The 15,156-nt window shown below is 50.7% G+C and carries 10 protein-coding genes; 7 read left to right on the top strand and 3 right to left on the bottom strand.

Translation table 11 applies throughout. The annotated features are described in order from the left end of the window. The first annotated feature begins 42 nt into the window (after positions 1-42). The 4 genes from BW941_RS09550 (at position 43) to BW941_RS09535 (ending at position 8,127) form a co-directional block, all read left to right on the top strand. Complete coding sequence (locus tag BW941_RS09550) at positions 43-1,374, top strand: TolC family protein (RefSeq protein WP_076515534.1); 1,332 nt, start codon at positions 43-45, stop codon at positions 1,372-1,374. Next, positions 1,364-2,905: an efflux RND transporter periplasmic adaptor subunit gene (locus BW941_RS09545; protein WP_076515532.1), complete on the top strand. Its 1,542-nt coding sequence runs from the start codon at positions 1,364-1,366 to the stop codon at positions 2,903-2,905. Before BW941_RS09550 ends, BW941_RS09545 begins: the two co-directional genes overlap by 11 nt. Next, entirely contained in the window at positions 2,898-6,017 is a 3,120-nt protein-coding gene (locus BW941_RS09540; RefSeq protein WP_076515530.1) for an efflux RND transporter permease subunit, read from the top strand. The genes BW941_RS09545 and BW941_RS09540 overlap by 8 nt, the downstream gene beginning before the upstream one ends. A 244-nt stretch (positions 6,018-6,261) precedes the next feature. Then, complete coding sequence (locus BW941_RS09535) at positions 6,262-8,127, top strand: sensor domain-containing diguanylate cyclase (protein WP_175607887.1); 1,866 nt, start codon at positions 6,262-6,264, stop codon at positions 8,125-8,127. A gap of 26 nt (positions 8,128-8,153) precedes the next feature. Here BW941_RS09535 and BW941_RS09530 read toward each other — a convergent pair whose 3' ends face one another. Further along, positions 8,154-9,578: a DUF1254 domain-containing protein gene (locus BW941_RS09530; protein ID WP_076515526.1), complete on the bottom strand. Its 1,425-nt coding sequence runs from the start codon at positions 9,576-9,578 to the stop codon at positions 8,154-8,156. Between the two features lie 207 nt (positions 9,579-9,785). Between BW941_RS09530 and BW941_RS09525 the strand changes: the two genes are divergently transcribed. Then, positions 9,786-10,892 carry an AraC family transcriptional regulator gene (locus BW941_RS09525; protein WP_076515524.1) on the top strand — a complete coding sequence of 369 codons (1,107 nt, stop codon included), beginning with the start codon at positions 9,786-9,788 and terminating at the stop codon, positions 10,890-10,892. Between the two features lie 60 nt (positions 10,893-10,952). On the opposite strand, the gene BW941_RS09520 is transcribed toward BW941_RS09525, so the two are convergent. Next, positions 10,953-12,224 (bottom strand): O-acetylhomoserine aminocarboxypropyltransferase/cysteine synthase family protein, encoded by a 1,272-nt coding sequence (locus BW941_RS09520; RefSeq protein ID WP_076515522.1) that lies wholly within the window; start codon positions 12,222-12,224, stop codon positions 10,953-10,955. A 188-nt stretch (positions 12,225-12,412) separates the two neighbouring features. Here BW941_RS09520 and zigA point away from each other — a divergent pair, with 188 nt between their 5' ends. Further along, on the top strand, positions 12,413-13,678 hold the full coding sequence (gene zigA, locus BW941_RS09515) for a zinc metallochaperone GTPase ZigA (protein ID WP_139325808.1): 1,266 nt from the start codon (positions 12,413-12,415) through the stop codon (positions 13,676-13,678). After that, positions 13,675-14,352: a ZrgA family zinc uptake protein gene (locus tag BW941_RS09510; protein ID WP_076515518.1), complete on the top strand. Its 678-nt coding sequence runs from the start codon at positions 13,675-13,677 to the stop codon at positions 14,350-14,352. Before zigA ends, BW941_RS09510 begins: the two co-directional genes overlap by 4 nt. A 14-nt stretch (positions 14,353-14,366) precedes the next feature. Here the strand turns inward: BW941_RS09510 and BW941_RS09505 are convergent, their stop codons facing one another. Then, a complete protein-coding gene (locus BW941_RS09505) occupies positions 14,367-15,071 on the bottom strand; it encodes a DUF3299 domain-containing protein (RefSeq protein ID WP_084188810.1) in 705 nt (234 codons plus the stop codon). Positions 15,072-15,156: the final 85 nt, after the last annotated feature.

Here is a 15,156-nt window from a genome sequence, read left to right as displayed (position 1 = left end):
TTTTAAGTTTTTCTCTTTAAAGGCGAAAGCCAGAGACTCTTTATGATGTCGTTGAAATTATCCAGTGCGCGGTGGGTAAGTCTTGCCGTGCTGACTCTGTCAGGTCATGTATTTTCGTCAGAGCTGACCCTGAATCAGGCTGTAGAGCGGGCGCTTGAACGGGACCTGTGGCACAACAGCAGTGCTCAGCGCGAGCAGGCTCTGATCGACCGGGCTGAATCGAGTGGTTCATTGCCAGACCCGTCAGTCACACTGACGGCGGGAAACTTCCCGGTGGATACCTTTGATATCCAGCAGGAGCCGATGACGCAGTTAAGTGTTGCGGTGACGCAGATGTTTCCCCGTGGAGACAGCCGTGCGCTCAGCGCCCAGAAGAACCGTGAGCTGTCTTCGCAGCAACCCTTGTTACGACAGGATCGCTCTCTCAAAGTCGAGCAAGCAGTTACCGGTCTTTGGTTGCAAGGCTATGAGGCTCAGGAAAGCATCAAGCTGATGGAGCAGGAGCGTGATCTGCTTCGTCAGTTGGTCGATGCCGCCCGGGCAGGTTATGCATCGGGACTAAATAACACCCGCCAGCAGGATGTGGTTGAGGCCAACGTCGAGCTGATTCGCCGTGAAGATCGTCTTGCCGAACTCAGACAAGCATTAGCGGTTACCCGTCAGCAACTGGGCGAGTGGCTGAGTGAGTCCGGGGAGGTTTTTGAGTCAGGGCAATTTGTCGGGTTACCCAAAGGGCCGACACCAGATCAGCTCCCCACCGCAGAAACCGTCATCCAGCATCCACAGGTACTGGCATTTGAACGTCGTATCCAGTCGAGTGAAACCGGAGAGGCCCTGGCGCGTCAGTCTTATCGCCCAGCCTGGGGCCTGACAGCAAAATACGGGTACCGCGATGATGATCTGATGGGCAATAACCGTGCGGATCTGATGTCGGTCGGTGTGACATTTGATCTGCCGTTATTTACTGGCAACCGTCAGGATCGGGAAGTCAGTGCTGCAGTAGCCGATACGGAAGCGCTGCGCACGGAGAAGACCCTACTGTTACGCCGCATGCGAAGTGCATTGTCGGCGGCGTTGACTGAATACGCTTACTTGTATGAACGCAAAACCTTCTATCAGCAGCAGTTATTGCCTCAGGTGCAGGAGCAGGCATCCGCTGCGTTGTCTGCGTATCACTCTGATCGTGGTGATTTTCCCTCTGTGGTGAAAGCCCGTACGTCTGTACTTAATACACGCCTCGCGCGACTAAAAATAGAGACCAGCCTGCATCGCACACTGGCGGATATTCGCTATTTATCTGCGACAGGGTTGTTATCAGCCGAATCGCTGACATCAGGCTCTTCATCTACAGGGGAATTAAAAAATGAAAAATAATTCAGTGATATTTGCTGCAGGGGTTGCCGTCGGTCTTTTCGTTTATTGGAGTGCTGGTCAGTTTTCTGGCGGTCAATCTGACAGCAGTGGCAATGCTCAAAAAAATAACGAGCCGCTCTACTGGGTTGCTCCGATGGACCCGGACTATCGTCGCGATGGCCCGGGCAAGTCGCCCATGGGAATGGATCTGGTGCCTGTCTATGAGGAGGATTCTCAGGAAGACGCTGCCGGCACCGTTCGTGTTGCTCCTGAACTCGAGCACAGCTTTGGCGTGCGTACGGCCGAGGTTACGACTGGAATGCTCAATCCGGTGATTCGTTCGGCAGGCTATGTCGAATATAACGATGACTTTGTCGTTCATATGCATCCACGCACCGAAGGCTGGATCGAAAAACTGCATGTGCGATCTGAAGGGGACCCGGTAGAAAAAGGCGCGCCCCTTTACGACATTTATTCGCCCACGCTGGTTAATGCACAGGAAGAATATCTGCTTGCCCTGCGTCGCGGAAATCAACAACTCGCATCGGCATCTCGCTTACGACTGCAGGCGTTGCAGGTGCCTGATGACATTATCCGGCAGATCGAAAATACCCGTCGCGTCAGTCAGACATTAACTATGCGGGCACCGCAATCAGGTATCGTAGATCAGTTAAATGTCCGTCAGGGTATGTACGTCGTGCCGGGGACAGAAATCATGACATTGGCGCAGGCATCGCAGGTCTGGATAATCACCGATGTCTTCAGTGACGATCTGAGCTTTATCGGAGGTGGCGAATCCGTTGAGGTAACCAGCCAGGCGTCTCCGGGGAATGTATGGACTGGCGTTGTCGATTATATCTATCCCGCTCTGGATACAGCGACCCGCACAGCTCAGGTTCGTATTCGCCTGACCAGCCCTACAGATATGCTGAGGCCGGGAATGTACGCCAGCGTGGTGATAAAACCTTCGGCAAGCGAAACCTTGCTCATCCCGCGTGATGCCGTTATCCGCGTCGCTGAGGGCACTCGTGTGGTGTTAAAAACAGGAGCCGGAAAATACCGCTCAGTCCCGGTAGAAACCGGTCGTTCAGATGCTGACTCTGTTGAAATACATCGGGGTCTGGAAGCGGGTGATGAAGTCGTTATTTCTGCGCACTTTATGATCGACTCTGAATCAGCCAAAAAAGCTGATTTAAGTCGTTTCGAACATGAAATGGGGATGTCTGAGCACAAGGTTCCATCAACTACAGAAACATCCAGTGCCATGGCTGATGGTGTCATTAACCGTCTTGATAAAGAGGCGCGGGTTGCCAACATCAGCCGCGGGCCGATTGAAAAATGGAAGCGGCCGGCCGCCACAATGGATTTCAGTTTGTCCGACGAACTTGATTTATCCGGCCTGAATGAAGGCGATAGCATACATTTCGTATTTGAAGTCTCGAATGGTGAATTTACCGTCACCGAGGTTTATACAGTCTCTAGCGACGACATGAGCAAAGAAATGGATAGTAGTCACGCAGCGGAACCACATAAGGGAGCTGACCATGATTGAAGCTGTTATTCGTTGGTCGGTCCATAATCGCATCATGGTGCTGTTGGTGACTGTGATGCTGGCCGGAGCCGGGCTGTGGTCAGTAAAAAATACGCCCGTTGATGCGATTCCTGATTTATCCGATGTTCAGGTCATTATTAAAACCAGTTATCCCGGCCAGTCACCTGAGGTTGTTGAAAATCAAGTCACCTACCCATTGAGTACCGCCATGATGTCGGTGCCGGGCGCAACGACTGTCCGCGGCTTTTCCTTCTTTGGTGACTCTTATGTCTACGTTATTTTTGATGATGACACCGATATGTACTGGGCGCGTTCCCGCGTGTTGGAATACCTGTCGCAAATAGCGCCCGAACTGCCTGAGCAGGCAAAGCCACAGCTTGGCCCGGACGCCACGGGTGTCGGTTGGGTGTATATCTATGCTCTGACAGACCCGACGGGCAATCTCGACCTCGGCCAGTTACGCACGCTTCAGGACTGGTTTCTGAAATACGAGTTGCAGTCGGTTGAAGGCGTCTCAGAAGTGGCGAGCCTTGGCGGTATGGTGCGCCAGTATCAGATCGTTGTTGATCCAGAAGCCTTGCGTGCGTTTGATCTTCCTCTTGCGCATGTCCGTAATGCGGTAAAACGCGCAAATCAGGAAAGCGGCGCCTCGGTGATCGAAATGGCCGAGGCCGAATACATGATCCGTGCAACCGGTTATCTTGAAAGTCGCGAAGACATTGAACAGATTCCACTGGGTTTATCTGAGTCCGGTACACCGCTGCTTCTTAAAGACATTGCTCGTGTTGAACTGGGCCCGCAGATGCGTCGTGGTATTGCTGAGCTGAATGGCGAGGGTGAGGTAGTCGGCGGCATCGTGGTCATGCGCTATGGTGAAAACGCTGCAAATACCATTGATGCCGTGAAGGCACGGCTTAATGAAGTAGCGCCGGGATTACCTGAAGGCGTTGAGGTTATTCCTGTGTATGACCGCTCTGAATTAATTAACCGCGCGGTGGATAATCTCTGGGAAAAACTCGCTGAAGAATTCATCGTGGTGATTCTCGTCTGCCTGCTATTCCTTTTTCATATCCGCTCAGGGTTTGTCGCATTCATCAGTTTGCCGGTAGGTATTCTGGCTGCATTTCTGGTGATGAAATTACAGGGATTGAATGCGAACATTATGTCGCTCGGCGGTATCGCGATTGCCATTGGCGCCATGATTGATGGTGCTATCGTCATGATTGAAAATATGCATAAGCATATGGAACGCACGAAAGTCACTGCGGCTAACCGTTGGGAGATTGTTGTCCGCTCGGCGTCTGAAGTCGGCCCGGCTTTATTTTTCAGCTTGTTAATTATTACTGTCAGCTTTATCCCCGTGTTTACCCTGGAGGCACAGGAAGGGCGGATGTTCTCTCCACTGGCATTCACTAAAACCTACGCCATGGCGGCGAGTGCTGCGCTTGCGATTACGCTTGTCCCGGTACTGATGGGTTACTTCGTACGTGGAAAAATCCGTAGTGAATCGAGTAATCCGGTGAACCGTCTTCTTGTGGGGATGTATCAACCCTTGTTGAAAGGTGTACTGCGTTATCCGCTACCTGTCATTGTGTCTGCGTTCATTATCGTTCTGGCGACACTCTGGCCGGCGCAGAAACTGGGCAGCGAGTTTATGCCGGAGCTGGATGAAGGCGATCTGATGTATATGCCTACGACTTATGCAGGCATCTCAGTGGGCAAAGCCCGGGAGCTGTTACAGCAAACGGACAAACTGATCGCCACCGTACCTGAGGTGAAAAGCGTGTTCGGCAAAATTGGCCGCGCAGAGACAGCCACCGATCCAGCGCCGTTGACCATGATTGAAACCTTTATCCAGCTGCACCCCAGAAGCGAGTGGCGCGACGGCATGACGACCGACAAGCTCAAAGCAGAACTGGATGCGCTGGTGAAATTTCCCGGTCTGACGAATGCTTGGGTGATGCCGATTAAAACCCGGATCGATATGTTATCCACGGGGATTAAAACGCCTTTAGGCATTAAAGTGTCTGGCCCGGATCTCAATCAGATTGAGTCGATCGGTAGGGCGCTTGAGGAAATACTGGGCGAGCTTGCAGGTACCCGTTCGGTGTACTCAGAGCGCGTGTCCGCCGGTCGGTATATTACGATTGAGCCGGATCGTTGGGCCGCAGCCCGTTACGGTCTGAACATGGCAGATGTGCATGACATTATTGCGTCTTCTGTGGGCGGCCAGACGCTGACGACGACCGTAGAAGGGTTGGAGCGTTATCCAGTGAATCTGCGTTACCCGCAATCCTACCGGGATTCACCCGAAGCACTGGAGAAGCTGCCGGTTGTGACCGAATCCGGTGCTCATATCCAGCTAGGAGATATTGCCGATATACGTGTGGAAAGCGGCCCTCCTGCCATCAAAAGTGAAAATGGTCGCCCTAGTGGCTGGACCTACATTGATGTCGGCGACGTTGATTTTGCCACTTACATCGAACGAGCCAGACATCGCCTGAGTTCAGAGCTTGATATGCCGCCGGGGTATTCCCTGACCTGGGCCGGCCAGTACGAATATATGCAGCGGGCGAAAGAAAAGCTGACTTATATTGTCCCTTTGACTCTGGCACTGATCGTTCTATTGCTGGCCATGAACTTCCGTCGTTTTTCGGACGTCGCGATTATTATTGCCAGCCTGCCCTTAGCGTTAGTTGGTTCCGTCTGGCTTATGTATTTACTTGGGTATCAGATGTCGGTTGCTGCGGGCGTTGGCTTTATTGCACTGGCGGGGGTCGCGACAGAATTATCCGTGATTATGCTGGTATTCCTGAATCAATGCTTAGAGCAGCGCAGAGTGTTGGCAGACAAGGCGGGCAGAAAACTGTCGCTTGAAGATCTGCGCCAGGCCGTGATGGAGGGGGGAGCCCTGCGGGTTCGCCCGAAAGCCATGACGGCCGCCGCTATCATCGTTGGTCTACTGCCTGTGTTGGTGGGAACTGGCACCGGCTCAGAGATTATGAGTCGTATCGCTGCACCCATGGTCGGCGGCATGGTCAGTGCTCTGGTGCTGACCTTGTTGGTCGTGCCTGCGGTGTACTATCTGGTCCATAAACGAAACCTGCACTGATGATGCAGACGAGTGGGTCATAACAGACTATACAGGTGCGAATGTGGTCAGTTATGACTCTGTGCGTGAAATCACATTACAACTAAAAACAGACATTTCGTTGTGGAATGCCTCATAAAATTAACCAAATCTCACATGATATAGAGGGAATATTACATACACTGAAGTTCTGAAAATTGAGGAGCAGCCGATGCGGGTAATGCAGGCACTCATTGCAGTTTTATTCTTCAGGATTTTATTGCCAGTGACAGTTTTATTCGTTGCTTTACTTCGGGCTGGCTTGCTCTCGTTAAAAGAGACTTCGGTTGCTCTAACTCTGACTGGTGCGATTCTGAGTAGTGCCTTGCTGTTGTGTACCCCGGCGATAGCATCATCAACCGGGCTGCACGAGCATAGACTGCTTCCCGGGTTTGGTCAGATCGCTCCCGACGTTTCTTACTATCTCGACCAGAAGGGAGATCTTCTACTCGAAGATATTATGACCCGCTCGTTTGACAAAGTGCGTGAGTACCCACCGCAATTTGGGTACACCGAGGCGGCCGTCTGGCTGAACTTTCGATACAGCAACCCGGGAGATATCGTATGGTTGAGCGTGAACTACCCTATGCTCGACGACGTACAGGTTTTCATTCTTGATGAACATCAGAAGCTACTTAGCGCCTACCCATTAGGCGATCGCCTTTACTTTGTTGAGCGTGTGCTGCTACGGCCGGAGTTTACTGTACCTCTGCCTTCTTCAGTTTCGCTGGTATCTGTGTATCTGAGAGTTCAGTCAGGCTCCTCTCTCGAAGTTCCGATGACAATCTCTGAAGATGCTGTACTGCGAAAAACGATGGAAAACAGTGCTTGGGTTCAGGGTCTATTCTTTGGTGCCGTTGTGATGCTCGGTTTGTATCACACTCTCATATTCTTATCGTCAGGGGATCGTAGCTATTTTTATTTCGGCGGGTTGTCTCTGGCGATGGCGCTTATTCAGGCAACATTATGGGGACGTAGCTATCAGTTTCTCTGGCCTGAGTCGCCAGATTGGAACGATATTGCAGTCAGTGCACTCATCAATACATCGAACTTTTTTGGTGTACTTTACATAGCCAAAGTCGTGAAAATCTGCGAAAGCCATCGCTTGATAAATATTGCAGCAATGGCGTTAGCGGCGATATCGGGACTTATGGTTGCTTTAAGCCTGTACTTTCCATACGCGGATGTTATCTATCCGACTCTCTTGCTATCCATGATGACTTTTCTTACCTGTGCAACCATGGTCGTTGTGAGAATGCGACGTGGATACCCACCTGCGTTTGCAGTCTTCGTTGCCGGCCTCATGTACACCCTGGGGAGTGCTTCGTATATTCTCGGTAAGCTTGGAGTCTTTAATAATAGTCTGCTACTGGATAATGCTCTGGCCCTGGGACAGCTGTTGCAGGTATTGCTCTTCGCGTTTGCTCTATCCGTGCGGATGGCCATGGATAAGGAATTGCGGGAACGTGCTCAGCGCGACACCGCACACGCTCAGGCAATGTTGCTCGAAACCGAGCGCGAACAGAATGTGCGCCTTGATCAGGAGGTAAAAGCTCGCACGCAAGAGTTACGCGAAGCGAATGCTCGCCTCGAAAAAATCAGTACAACCGACTCTCTGACAGGCCTCTACAACAGGCGTCATTTCGATGAAGTTCTGGAACGTGAATATGGACGCGCCGCAAGAGAGGGTAAAGCTCTGTCACTTATTATGTTTGATCTGGATTACTTCAAGAACCTGAATGATACACAGGGACATGCGTTCGGTGACGAAGCCCTGCGTCAGACTGCGTTGCGCATTCAGGATGTACTTAACCGCCCGGCGGACATGGCATTCCGGTACGGTGGTGAAGAGTTCGTTATTCTACTGCCAGATACTGAGGCATCGGCGGCTCATATTCTGGCACGACAGATATGGACTGCCATGCGTTCAGAGCCAGTTGTGATGAAAGATCAGACCGTGCGACTGACGATAAGCATCGGTATTGCCACGGCTATGCCGGATAAAGACAATTCGTACTACACATTACTGAAACGTGCTGACGAAAAATTATATCAAGCCAAAAACGAGGGCCGCGATCGCATCTGTATCTGATGCGACCCGGCCGAATGCAGTGTTCTCTATTGTTTTTCTACCGCAGGTGCCTGCCATTCGGCATTCAGAATATCTTTGCCTGGATCATAAAAACGCAGTGTTAATTGAAAATACTCGTCAGGAACCGGTAACCAATTGCTTAATGGTGCGCCCTGAGGCGGCTGAGAAGAGATATACAAGGTGATGTCGCCGTTCAGATCCGTCGCGAGGGAGGTATTGCTGCTAAGAGCATGGCGCTCAATGCCGACTGCTGAAGCATATTCATTAGCTTTAAGAAAACCGTCATCGCCATAGGCTGTGATTGACCAGAAGGCCCCGACATCTGGCATATCATCCGCCTTCAGGGTAAAGGTGTAATCATTACTGCCGTGCATTTTCTGCAACTGGCTATCTCTTTCAGCATTCTGATAGACAGCATATTTATTCTGATTGGCGCCAAACCCGACCTGGGCAACCACTGCTCTTATAAAATATCGCTTACCGTAATCTCCTAGCGGAATCAGTTTTGGGTTCGGCCCCCATCCACCAATACCGAGAAGCTTTTTCGCACCGTCGATGCTGCCTTGCCCAAGGCGGATACCTTCATCAAGCGCGCGCTTTTTATACCGTGGTAAATCTTCGACCTCACCTTTTGCATAGCGCCCTGTGTTTATCTGCCCTAGTAACCATTCCATGCCTTTCTGGTCGGCGGGAGGCGGGTTTTCCGCCATCAGACTGGATAGCCGCGTGAAGAACTCTTCACCATTCATTTTGAGAACGACATCGATGGGTGGCTCTTTCTCGTCGTCTTCCAGGCAATTTACAGTCTGGTTGTGGTCGCTGCCACGTCGGCTGCGGTAAGTCTTCAAACGATACTGTCGCTGAATGCGGTTGACCGCCTCAATATCGTTGTCTGCCAGTAGCTCGGTTCGGCCAATGATCCACACGAGATCGGTAGGTGCTGGGATATGCGTCATATTACGCGGAATCCGGCCACGCCACTCAGGGCCGGTAATCATATATTGGCCAGCGAGTGTGTTATCGCCAGTTGTATCTATTCCGGCAAAGTTGTTTGACCATGCATCCAGAAGAGCCATCAGTACGTATCTGTCTGTAACCTCAGGAAGCGTCAGAATGACCGGACTTTCTGAGAGGTCCAGCATAGCCGAAGAATAAAGGGTATCGACGTTGGGCCGTACGACGGCTTTAAAGTCGGGATCGGGCAGTTCGAAAACGTGTTTGAAGGCATTGATGTCTGCGCCGAAGGTGCAGGAACGCTCAGGACCTGTCATTCCTTTGCGGGTTTCATCCATCAGAACGATAGGGAAACCGTAGATATAGCCTTCCATTGCGATCGCAGTAGTTGTCGTTGCTTTGGCGTATTGGCTGGTAGCAACCAATACAAACAACAGAGCGGATCTAAGTGCGTTGGTCAGCTTAACGCGCCGTTTATCGGAATATGATGTGTTCATCGGACACCTGTGATTATTGTTAGTTGGTGAATGAGTGGTGCTGATCAGCCTAGCGCTCATACACAGACGGTCCGTATAACGAATTGAGACAAACTGAATTCAGGTGCGGTACGGCCAGACGAATTTTGTAACGCTTTGTAGAGAACGTAGCGGATAAAGCCATCACAGCAGACGCTGGCTTTTTAAGAGACACAAGAGGATTTCAATATGGAAACAGAAGCGAGCTTTCAATCAGCACAGGACATGCCAATGGCCGCTCTCCGACCTGAGGAACCTGTCTTTGCTGTCGAACCGACCGTTGCTACAGATACCGTCGTATCTCACCTTCAGGCGCTTGAAGATTTTCTCGCGAGTGTTAACAGAGAAAGCGAGTATCTCGCCGTAAAGCGTATGGTAGAAGGATTAATGGCGTCCTTTTCCGGGCAGTGCAGAGTTTCTGCGGAGTCTGTCGGACGTAATCTGGATCTTATTTCGGACTGGTTAGGTGAGGATGCTCTTGGATTACGTCTTGGGCCATTCTCAAGCCGTAAACACCCTCGCCTGGAATTCTTTTTCAAACAGAATCATCTGACTTTGTTTGATTATTGCTGCATGTTAAAGCGCTACCTGACTATCACAACCGATGTTTTCAGCGTGGGCGTTGAGCGTACTACTGATGAAATAACACTTACTTTTCATCCACACCCTGATATTTATGTCAGCCGTCATCAGATAGAGGGCGCTGTTTCATCCGTATGCGATGCCATACTCGACTGCTATGGCCTGACACCTTCAGCGGTGCGTTTTACAAACTCAAATGCATTGCCCGCTGAAGATTATCAGCGCTTGCTTGGATGTCGCCCGGAATTTGAAAAGCCGTTTACACAGGTGACCTTTACCAGCACTAACGAGATTCGCGATTTTGATGCATCGCCATCGTTAAGTGAGCAGGCCTTTCGTGATATTCAGGCGCTTGAAGTAATTCATCGTCAGCAGGTGAGCGAAGAGAGCTGGAGTCAGCGTTGCCGGTTATTACTTGAGCTTCTTCTGAGCTATGGCGAGCCAACAAAAATACTGTTAGCTGAGATTCTTGCAGTAACGCCAAGAACGCTTCAGCGTCGTCTGGCAGACGAAGGTACGAGCTGCCGGGAGTTGCTGGCCGATGTGAGATTGATCAAAGCAAAAGAATATCTTCTGGCCGATGAGCTAACCCTAGACGACATTGCGTTTCTATTAGGATTTAAAGATACCGCCGTTTTCTACCGTGCTTTTAAGCAGTGGACGCGTATGACACCGGGTGAATTCAGAGCCATGCGTTCAGAGCATTATCGCTGATAATATAAAGGAGTGGATGAAAATAGCTCATCCACGCCCTTCGATTTATTACTGGTTTATTCAGGCTTTATCGAGTGCTTGAGATACGTCGGCAATAATATCGTCGATGTGCTCAATACCCACCGAAATACGGATAAGGTCTTTACTTACACCAGCCGATGCGAGTTCTTCCTCATTTAACTGACGGTGTGTTGTCGATGCAGGGTGACAAGCGAGAGACTTAGCATCACCAATATTTACGAGACGCAGGATCATCTCAAGTGCATCGATGAAGCGGGTGCAGGGTTCTACGCCTCCCTTAATACCAAAGCTCAGAATACCGGAAGCTTTGCCTCCCGTAATTTTCTGACATTCGCTGTGATATTTACTGTCTGGCAGTGCGGCATAATTTACCCAGGCGACTTTCGGGTGGTTTTGCAGAAATGTCGCCAGTTTTTCAGCATTTTCACAGTGACGCTCCATGCGCAGACCGAGAGTCTCCAGCCCCTGCATTAACTGGAATGAATTCATCGGAGACAGTGCTGCGCCTGTATTGCGAAGAGGGACAACGCGACATCGGCCAATATAGGCAGCCGGGCCCAGGGCTTCGGTGTATACGACTCCGTGGTATGACGGATCTGGTTCGTTAAGAACCGAGAAACGTTCTTTATTTGCAGCCCAGTCAAATTTACCCGAATCAATAATAACGCCGCCGACAGTGGTGCCATGACCACCAATGTATTTTGTCAGCGAGTGGACAACGATATCTGCGCCGAGCTCAAATGGACGGCACAGGAACGGCGTGGCAACGGTATTATCTACAATCAGAGGCACGCCATGACGGTGGGCGATTTCCGCTAGTTTCTCGATATCCACCACGTTCCCGGCAGGGTTACCGATCGACTCGCAGAAAACTGCTTTCGTGCGCTCATCAATAGCGGCTTCAAATCCTGCAAAGTCATCATACGACACCATGCGTGCTTCAATGCCCTGACGGGGCAGTGTATGAGCGAACAGGTTAAATGTGCCGCCGTAAAGTTGGCTGGTGCTGACAATGTTATCACCCGCTTCGCAGATACACTGTAGAGCGTATGTGATAGCAGCCATCCCAGAAGCGACACACAATGCTCCGATACCGCCTTCCATTGCTGCCAGGCGTTGTTCAAGCACATCCGTCGTTGGGTTCATGATACGCGTGTAGATGTTGCCCGGTACCTTCAGATCAAAAAGATCTGCACCGTGTTGGGTGTTGTCAAAGGTATACGAAGTGGTCTGGTAAACAGGAACCGCGGCCGACTTGGTGGTGGGTTCAGAGGTGTAGCCTTCGTGTAAGGCGATCGATTCGAGCTTCATTGTTACTTCCTATATAAGAATGAGTCGCAAGGATGGTATCAGGTTCTTAGCCCAGCTCGATACTTGGCTTAATTAAAGCCCTACAGTGGCTCTCTTGATTAGCTTTATGGTTATGTTATAAGGTAACAATAACTATTGAGATATATGCCGGACATTGTCCCTGACGTGACCGTGAGATGAGGCAACCTATGCAAGTTTCCCCCGCAGAAAAACTTCCCGTTACCGTGCTTTCAGGTTTTCTGGGAGCAGGCAAAACAACGGTTCTCAGTCATATCCTGAATAATCGTGAAGGGCGACGTGTCGCGGTTATCGTCAATGACATGAGTGAAATCAATATCGATTCAAACATTGTCCGTAACGAGGTGACGTTGAATCGTAGTGAAGAAAAGCTGGTGGAAATGAGCAATGGTTGTATTTGCTGTACATTACGTGAAGACCTGCTAGTCGAAGTTGGAAAGCTGGCTAAAGAAGGCCGGTTTGATTATCTGGTGATTGAATCCACGGGTATTTCAGAGCCTTTGCCTGTCGCCGAAACCTTTACCTTCGCCGATGAAGACGGCACATCACTTTCTGATGTCGCCACTCTGGATACCATGGTGACTGTTGTGGATGCGGTTAACTTTCTTCGCGACTACGACGAGGCTAAAGCCCTGGCCGACACTGGCGAGTCACTGGGCGACGAGGACGAGCGCAGCGTCAGTGATCTGCTGGTCGATCAGGTGGAGTTTGCTGACGTTATTCTGATCAGTAAAACCGACCTTGCGCCTGCGGAAGACGTTGAGCGTTTAAAGGCGGTCATCAGAACGCTTATCACCAGCGCGCGCATCATACCGATCCAGCAGGGCAATATTAATGTGGGTGAAGTACTCGGTACCGGTAGTTTTGATTTTGAGCGGGCACAACAGGCGCCGGGCTGGTTAAAGGAAATGCGTGGGGAGCACATCCCAGAAACTGAAGAGTATGGGATCTCAAGTTTTACTTATACTGCCCGGCGCCCGTTCCATCCTGAGAAGTTTCACCATTTCCTGCACAACACCAAAGAGTACGGAAAACTGATCCGCTCGAAAGGGTATTTCTGGCTGGCGACGCGACCCGAGTTTGCAGGGCAATGGAGTCAGGCGGGGGGTATTGCCCGGTACGGCTTCGCCGGCATGTTCTGGAAAGCGGTACCTGAAGAGCACTGGCCGACCGATCCGGAATACCTTGAGTCGATTAAGGCGCAGTGGGTTGAGCCGTTTGGCGATATGCGTCAGGAACTGGTATTTATCGGCCAGAACCTGGATCAGGTAAGCGTCACAGAGGCACTTGATCGTTGCCTGCTGACCGATAACGAGCTACTGGAAGGTAAAGGCTACTGGCAAACCTTACCTGATCCATTTCCATCGTGGGACCGAAGTGGTGATAATGAACAGAACGCTGAGGCATCGCTGGAACCCGAAACGGAGAATGTATGACACTGAAACGACCTGTTAAACACGCGATTCATATTGATGCACTGTTTCCTGCGGTGCGTGTTTCTTCCACCGTAGCATTGATGGTTGCATCAATGCTGACGGTCATGGGTGCAGGCGTCGCAGCCGCCGAATCTCATGATCACCATGAAGAGCATGAGCATCATGAAAGCCATGACCATGATGAGCACACTGACCATCAAGAGAGCGATCATCATGGGCATGATCACCACGGTGGAGAACATCACGGTGCGCATATTCATGGCGTAGGCCACCTGAATGTTGCCGTAGAAGGCAATCTGGTGACGATTTATCTGCAGACGCCAGCGGCGGATATTATTGGTTTTGAGCATGTCGCTGAAACCAGAGAAGAGCGCACTACGGTTGCCGCAGCGCACAAGAAGTTGAATGATGCCCGCTCGCTGTTCCAGTTTACTGGTGCTGACTGTACGGTCGTCGCGGGTTCAGGAGTTGAAGCTCCGCAGTCTGACAGCGAAGCATCGGATGTTATTGCAGAATATACCTTCGAGTGTGCAGACGGGCAGTTGCCTGAATCTATGGCAGTTGAATTATCGACAGAGTTTCCTGACCTGAAGGTCCTGAAAGCGGTCTGGTTGACCGAGGACAGCACCGGCACGAAAGAACTGACAGCAAAAGATCATACTATCCATTTCTGATTGTGCTCTGAGCCTTACTCGTAGTAAGGCTCTATATGATGGAGTCGCATACGGTAGGCAGACTTCGCTGTCGTGTTTTCAATAATGCCGGTATCCAGAGTGCCGTAAAGCCAGAATGGATCGTATAACGCATCGACCTGAATACCATCAGGGTGTGAGATATAGATGATCTGGTTAGGTGGCGGGGGCGGCAAATGTAGGCAGGCGCCAAAGTAAGGAACCAGAAAAAATTCGGTGATGGTCTGATCGTCATCGAAATCCAGAGGCACAATAAAGCCGGGCAGCTTGATGTGCTTTCCCTGCATCTCACTCACTGTATTTGTTGAAACGAGTGCGCGTTGAAATGCAGAGTCCGCGAGGTCCTCATTATCTCCATACACGCCGCTGCCTTCATTATTATTGAGCTTCCCGCCGATGACATCTTCTTCCGATCCATCTTCGATATTCATCAAGGCTTCAGGTGGATTTTTTAATGCCATCAGATCCATTTCCGGAATAAGGTCCGTCCAGTCAACCGATGTAAACGACTCTTTGGGGAGCACGGGCGGAGGTTCTGGGGCCCTGATGGGTTGTTCCTGTTCGACAGCGGTTACTTCTGTCTTCTGCTTACTGACATCGGCAGTACTGTCATTGGCACCGGCTGGATCAGTGTTCTCTGTACAGGCGCTGAAAATGAGGCTGAAGGCGGTTAGCCCGAGCAGTCTGAATAATGGATTCATAGTAAAACCTGAATAACCTGAATTGAATTAGCGGACGCTGTACAGCATCACAACTGACATTGAGCTTAAATATACTTGTGTTATG

This window comes from Thalassolituus maritimus (assembly GCF_900156675.1).
Lineage (GTDB): Bacteria > Pseudomonadota > Gammaproteobacteria > Pseudomonadales > Oceanobacteraceae > Thalassolituus > Thalassolituus maritimus.
Note: the sequence above shows the minus strand (reverse complement) of the source record. Positions and strands in the feature narration are given on the sequence as shown.

What these genes read in the sequence shown, in the direction of transcription:
- BW941_RS09550 (WP_076515534.1), top strand. Translation starts at nt 43, where the DNA reads ATGATGTCGTTGAAATTATCCAGTGCGCGGTGGGTAAGTCTTGCCGTG.
- BW941_RS09545 (WP_076515532.1), top strand. Translation starts at nt 1,364, where the DNA reads ATGAAAAATAATTCAGTGATATTTGCTGCAGGGGTTGCCGTCGGTCTT.
- BW941_RS09540 (WP_076515530.1), top strand. Translation starts at nt 2,898, where the DNA reads ATGATTGAAGCTGTTATTCGTTGGTCGGTCCATAATCGCATCATGGTG.
- BW941_RS09530 (WP_076515526.1), bottom strand. Translation starts at nt 9,578, where the DNA reads ATGAACACATCATATTCCGATAAACGGCGCGTTAAGCTGACCAACGCA.
- BW941_RS09525 (WP_076515524.1), top strand. Translation starts at nt 9,786, where the DNA reads ATGGAAACAGAAGCGAGCTTTCAATCAGCACAGGACATGCCAATGGCC.
- BW941_RS09520 (WP_076515522.1), bottom strand. Translation starts at nt 12,224, where the DNA reads ATGAAGCTCGAATCGATCGCCTTACACGAAGGCTACACCTCTGAACCC.
- zigA (WP_139325808.1), top strand. Translation starts at nt 12,413, where the DNA reads ATGCAAGTTTCCCCCGCAGAAAAACTTCCCGTTACCGTGCTTTCAGGT.
- BW941_RS09510 (WP_076515518.1), top strand. Translation starts at nt 13,675, where the DNA reads ATGACACTGAAACGACCTGTTAAACACGCGATTCATATTGATGCACTG.
- BW941_RS09505 (WP_084188810.1), bottom strand. Translation starts at nt 15,071, where the DNA reads ATGAATCCATTATTCAGACTGCTCGGGCTAACCGCCTTCAGCCTCATT.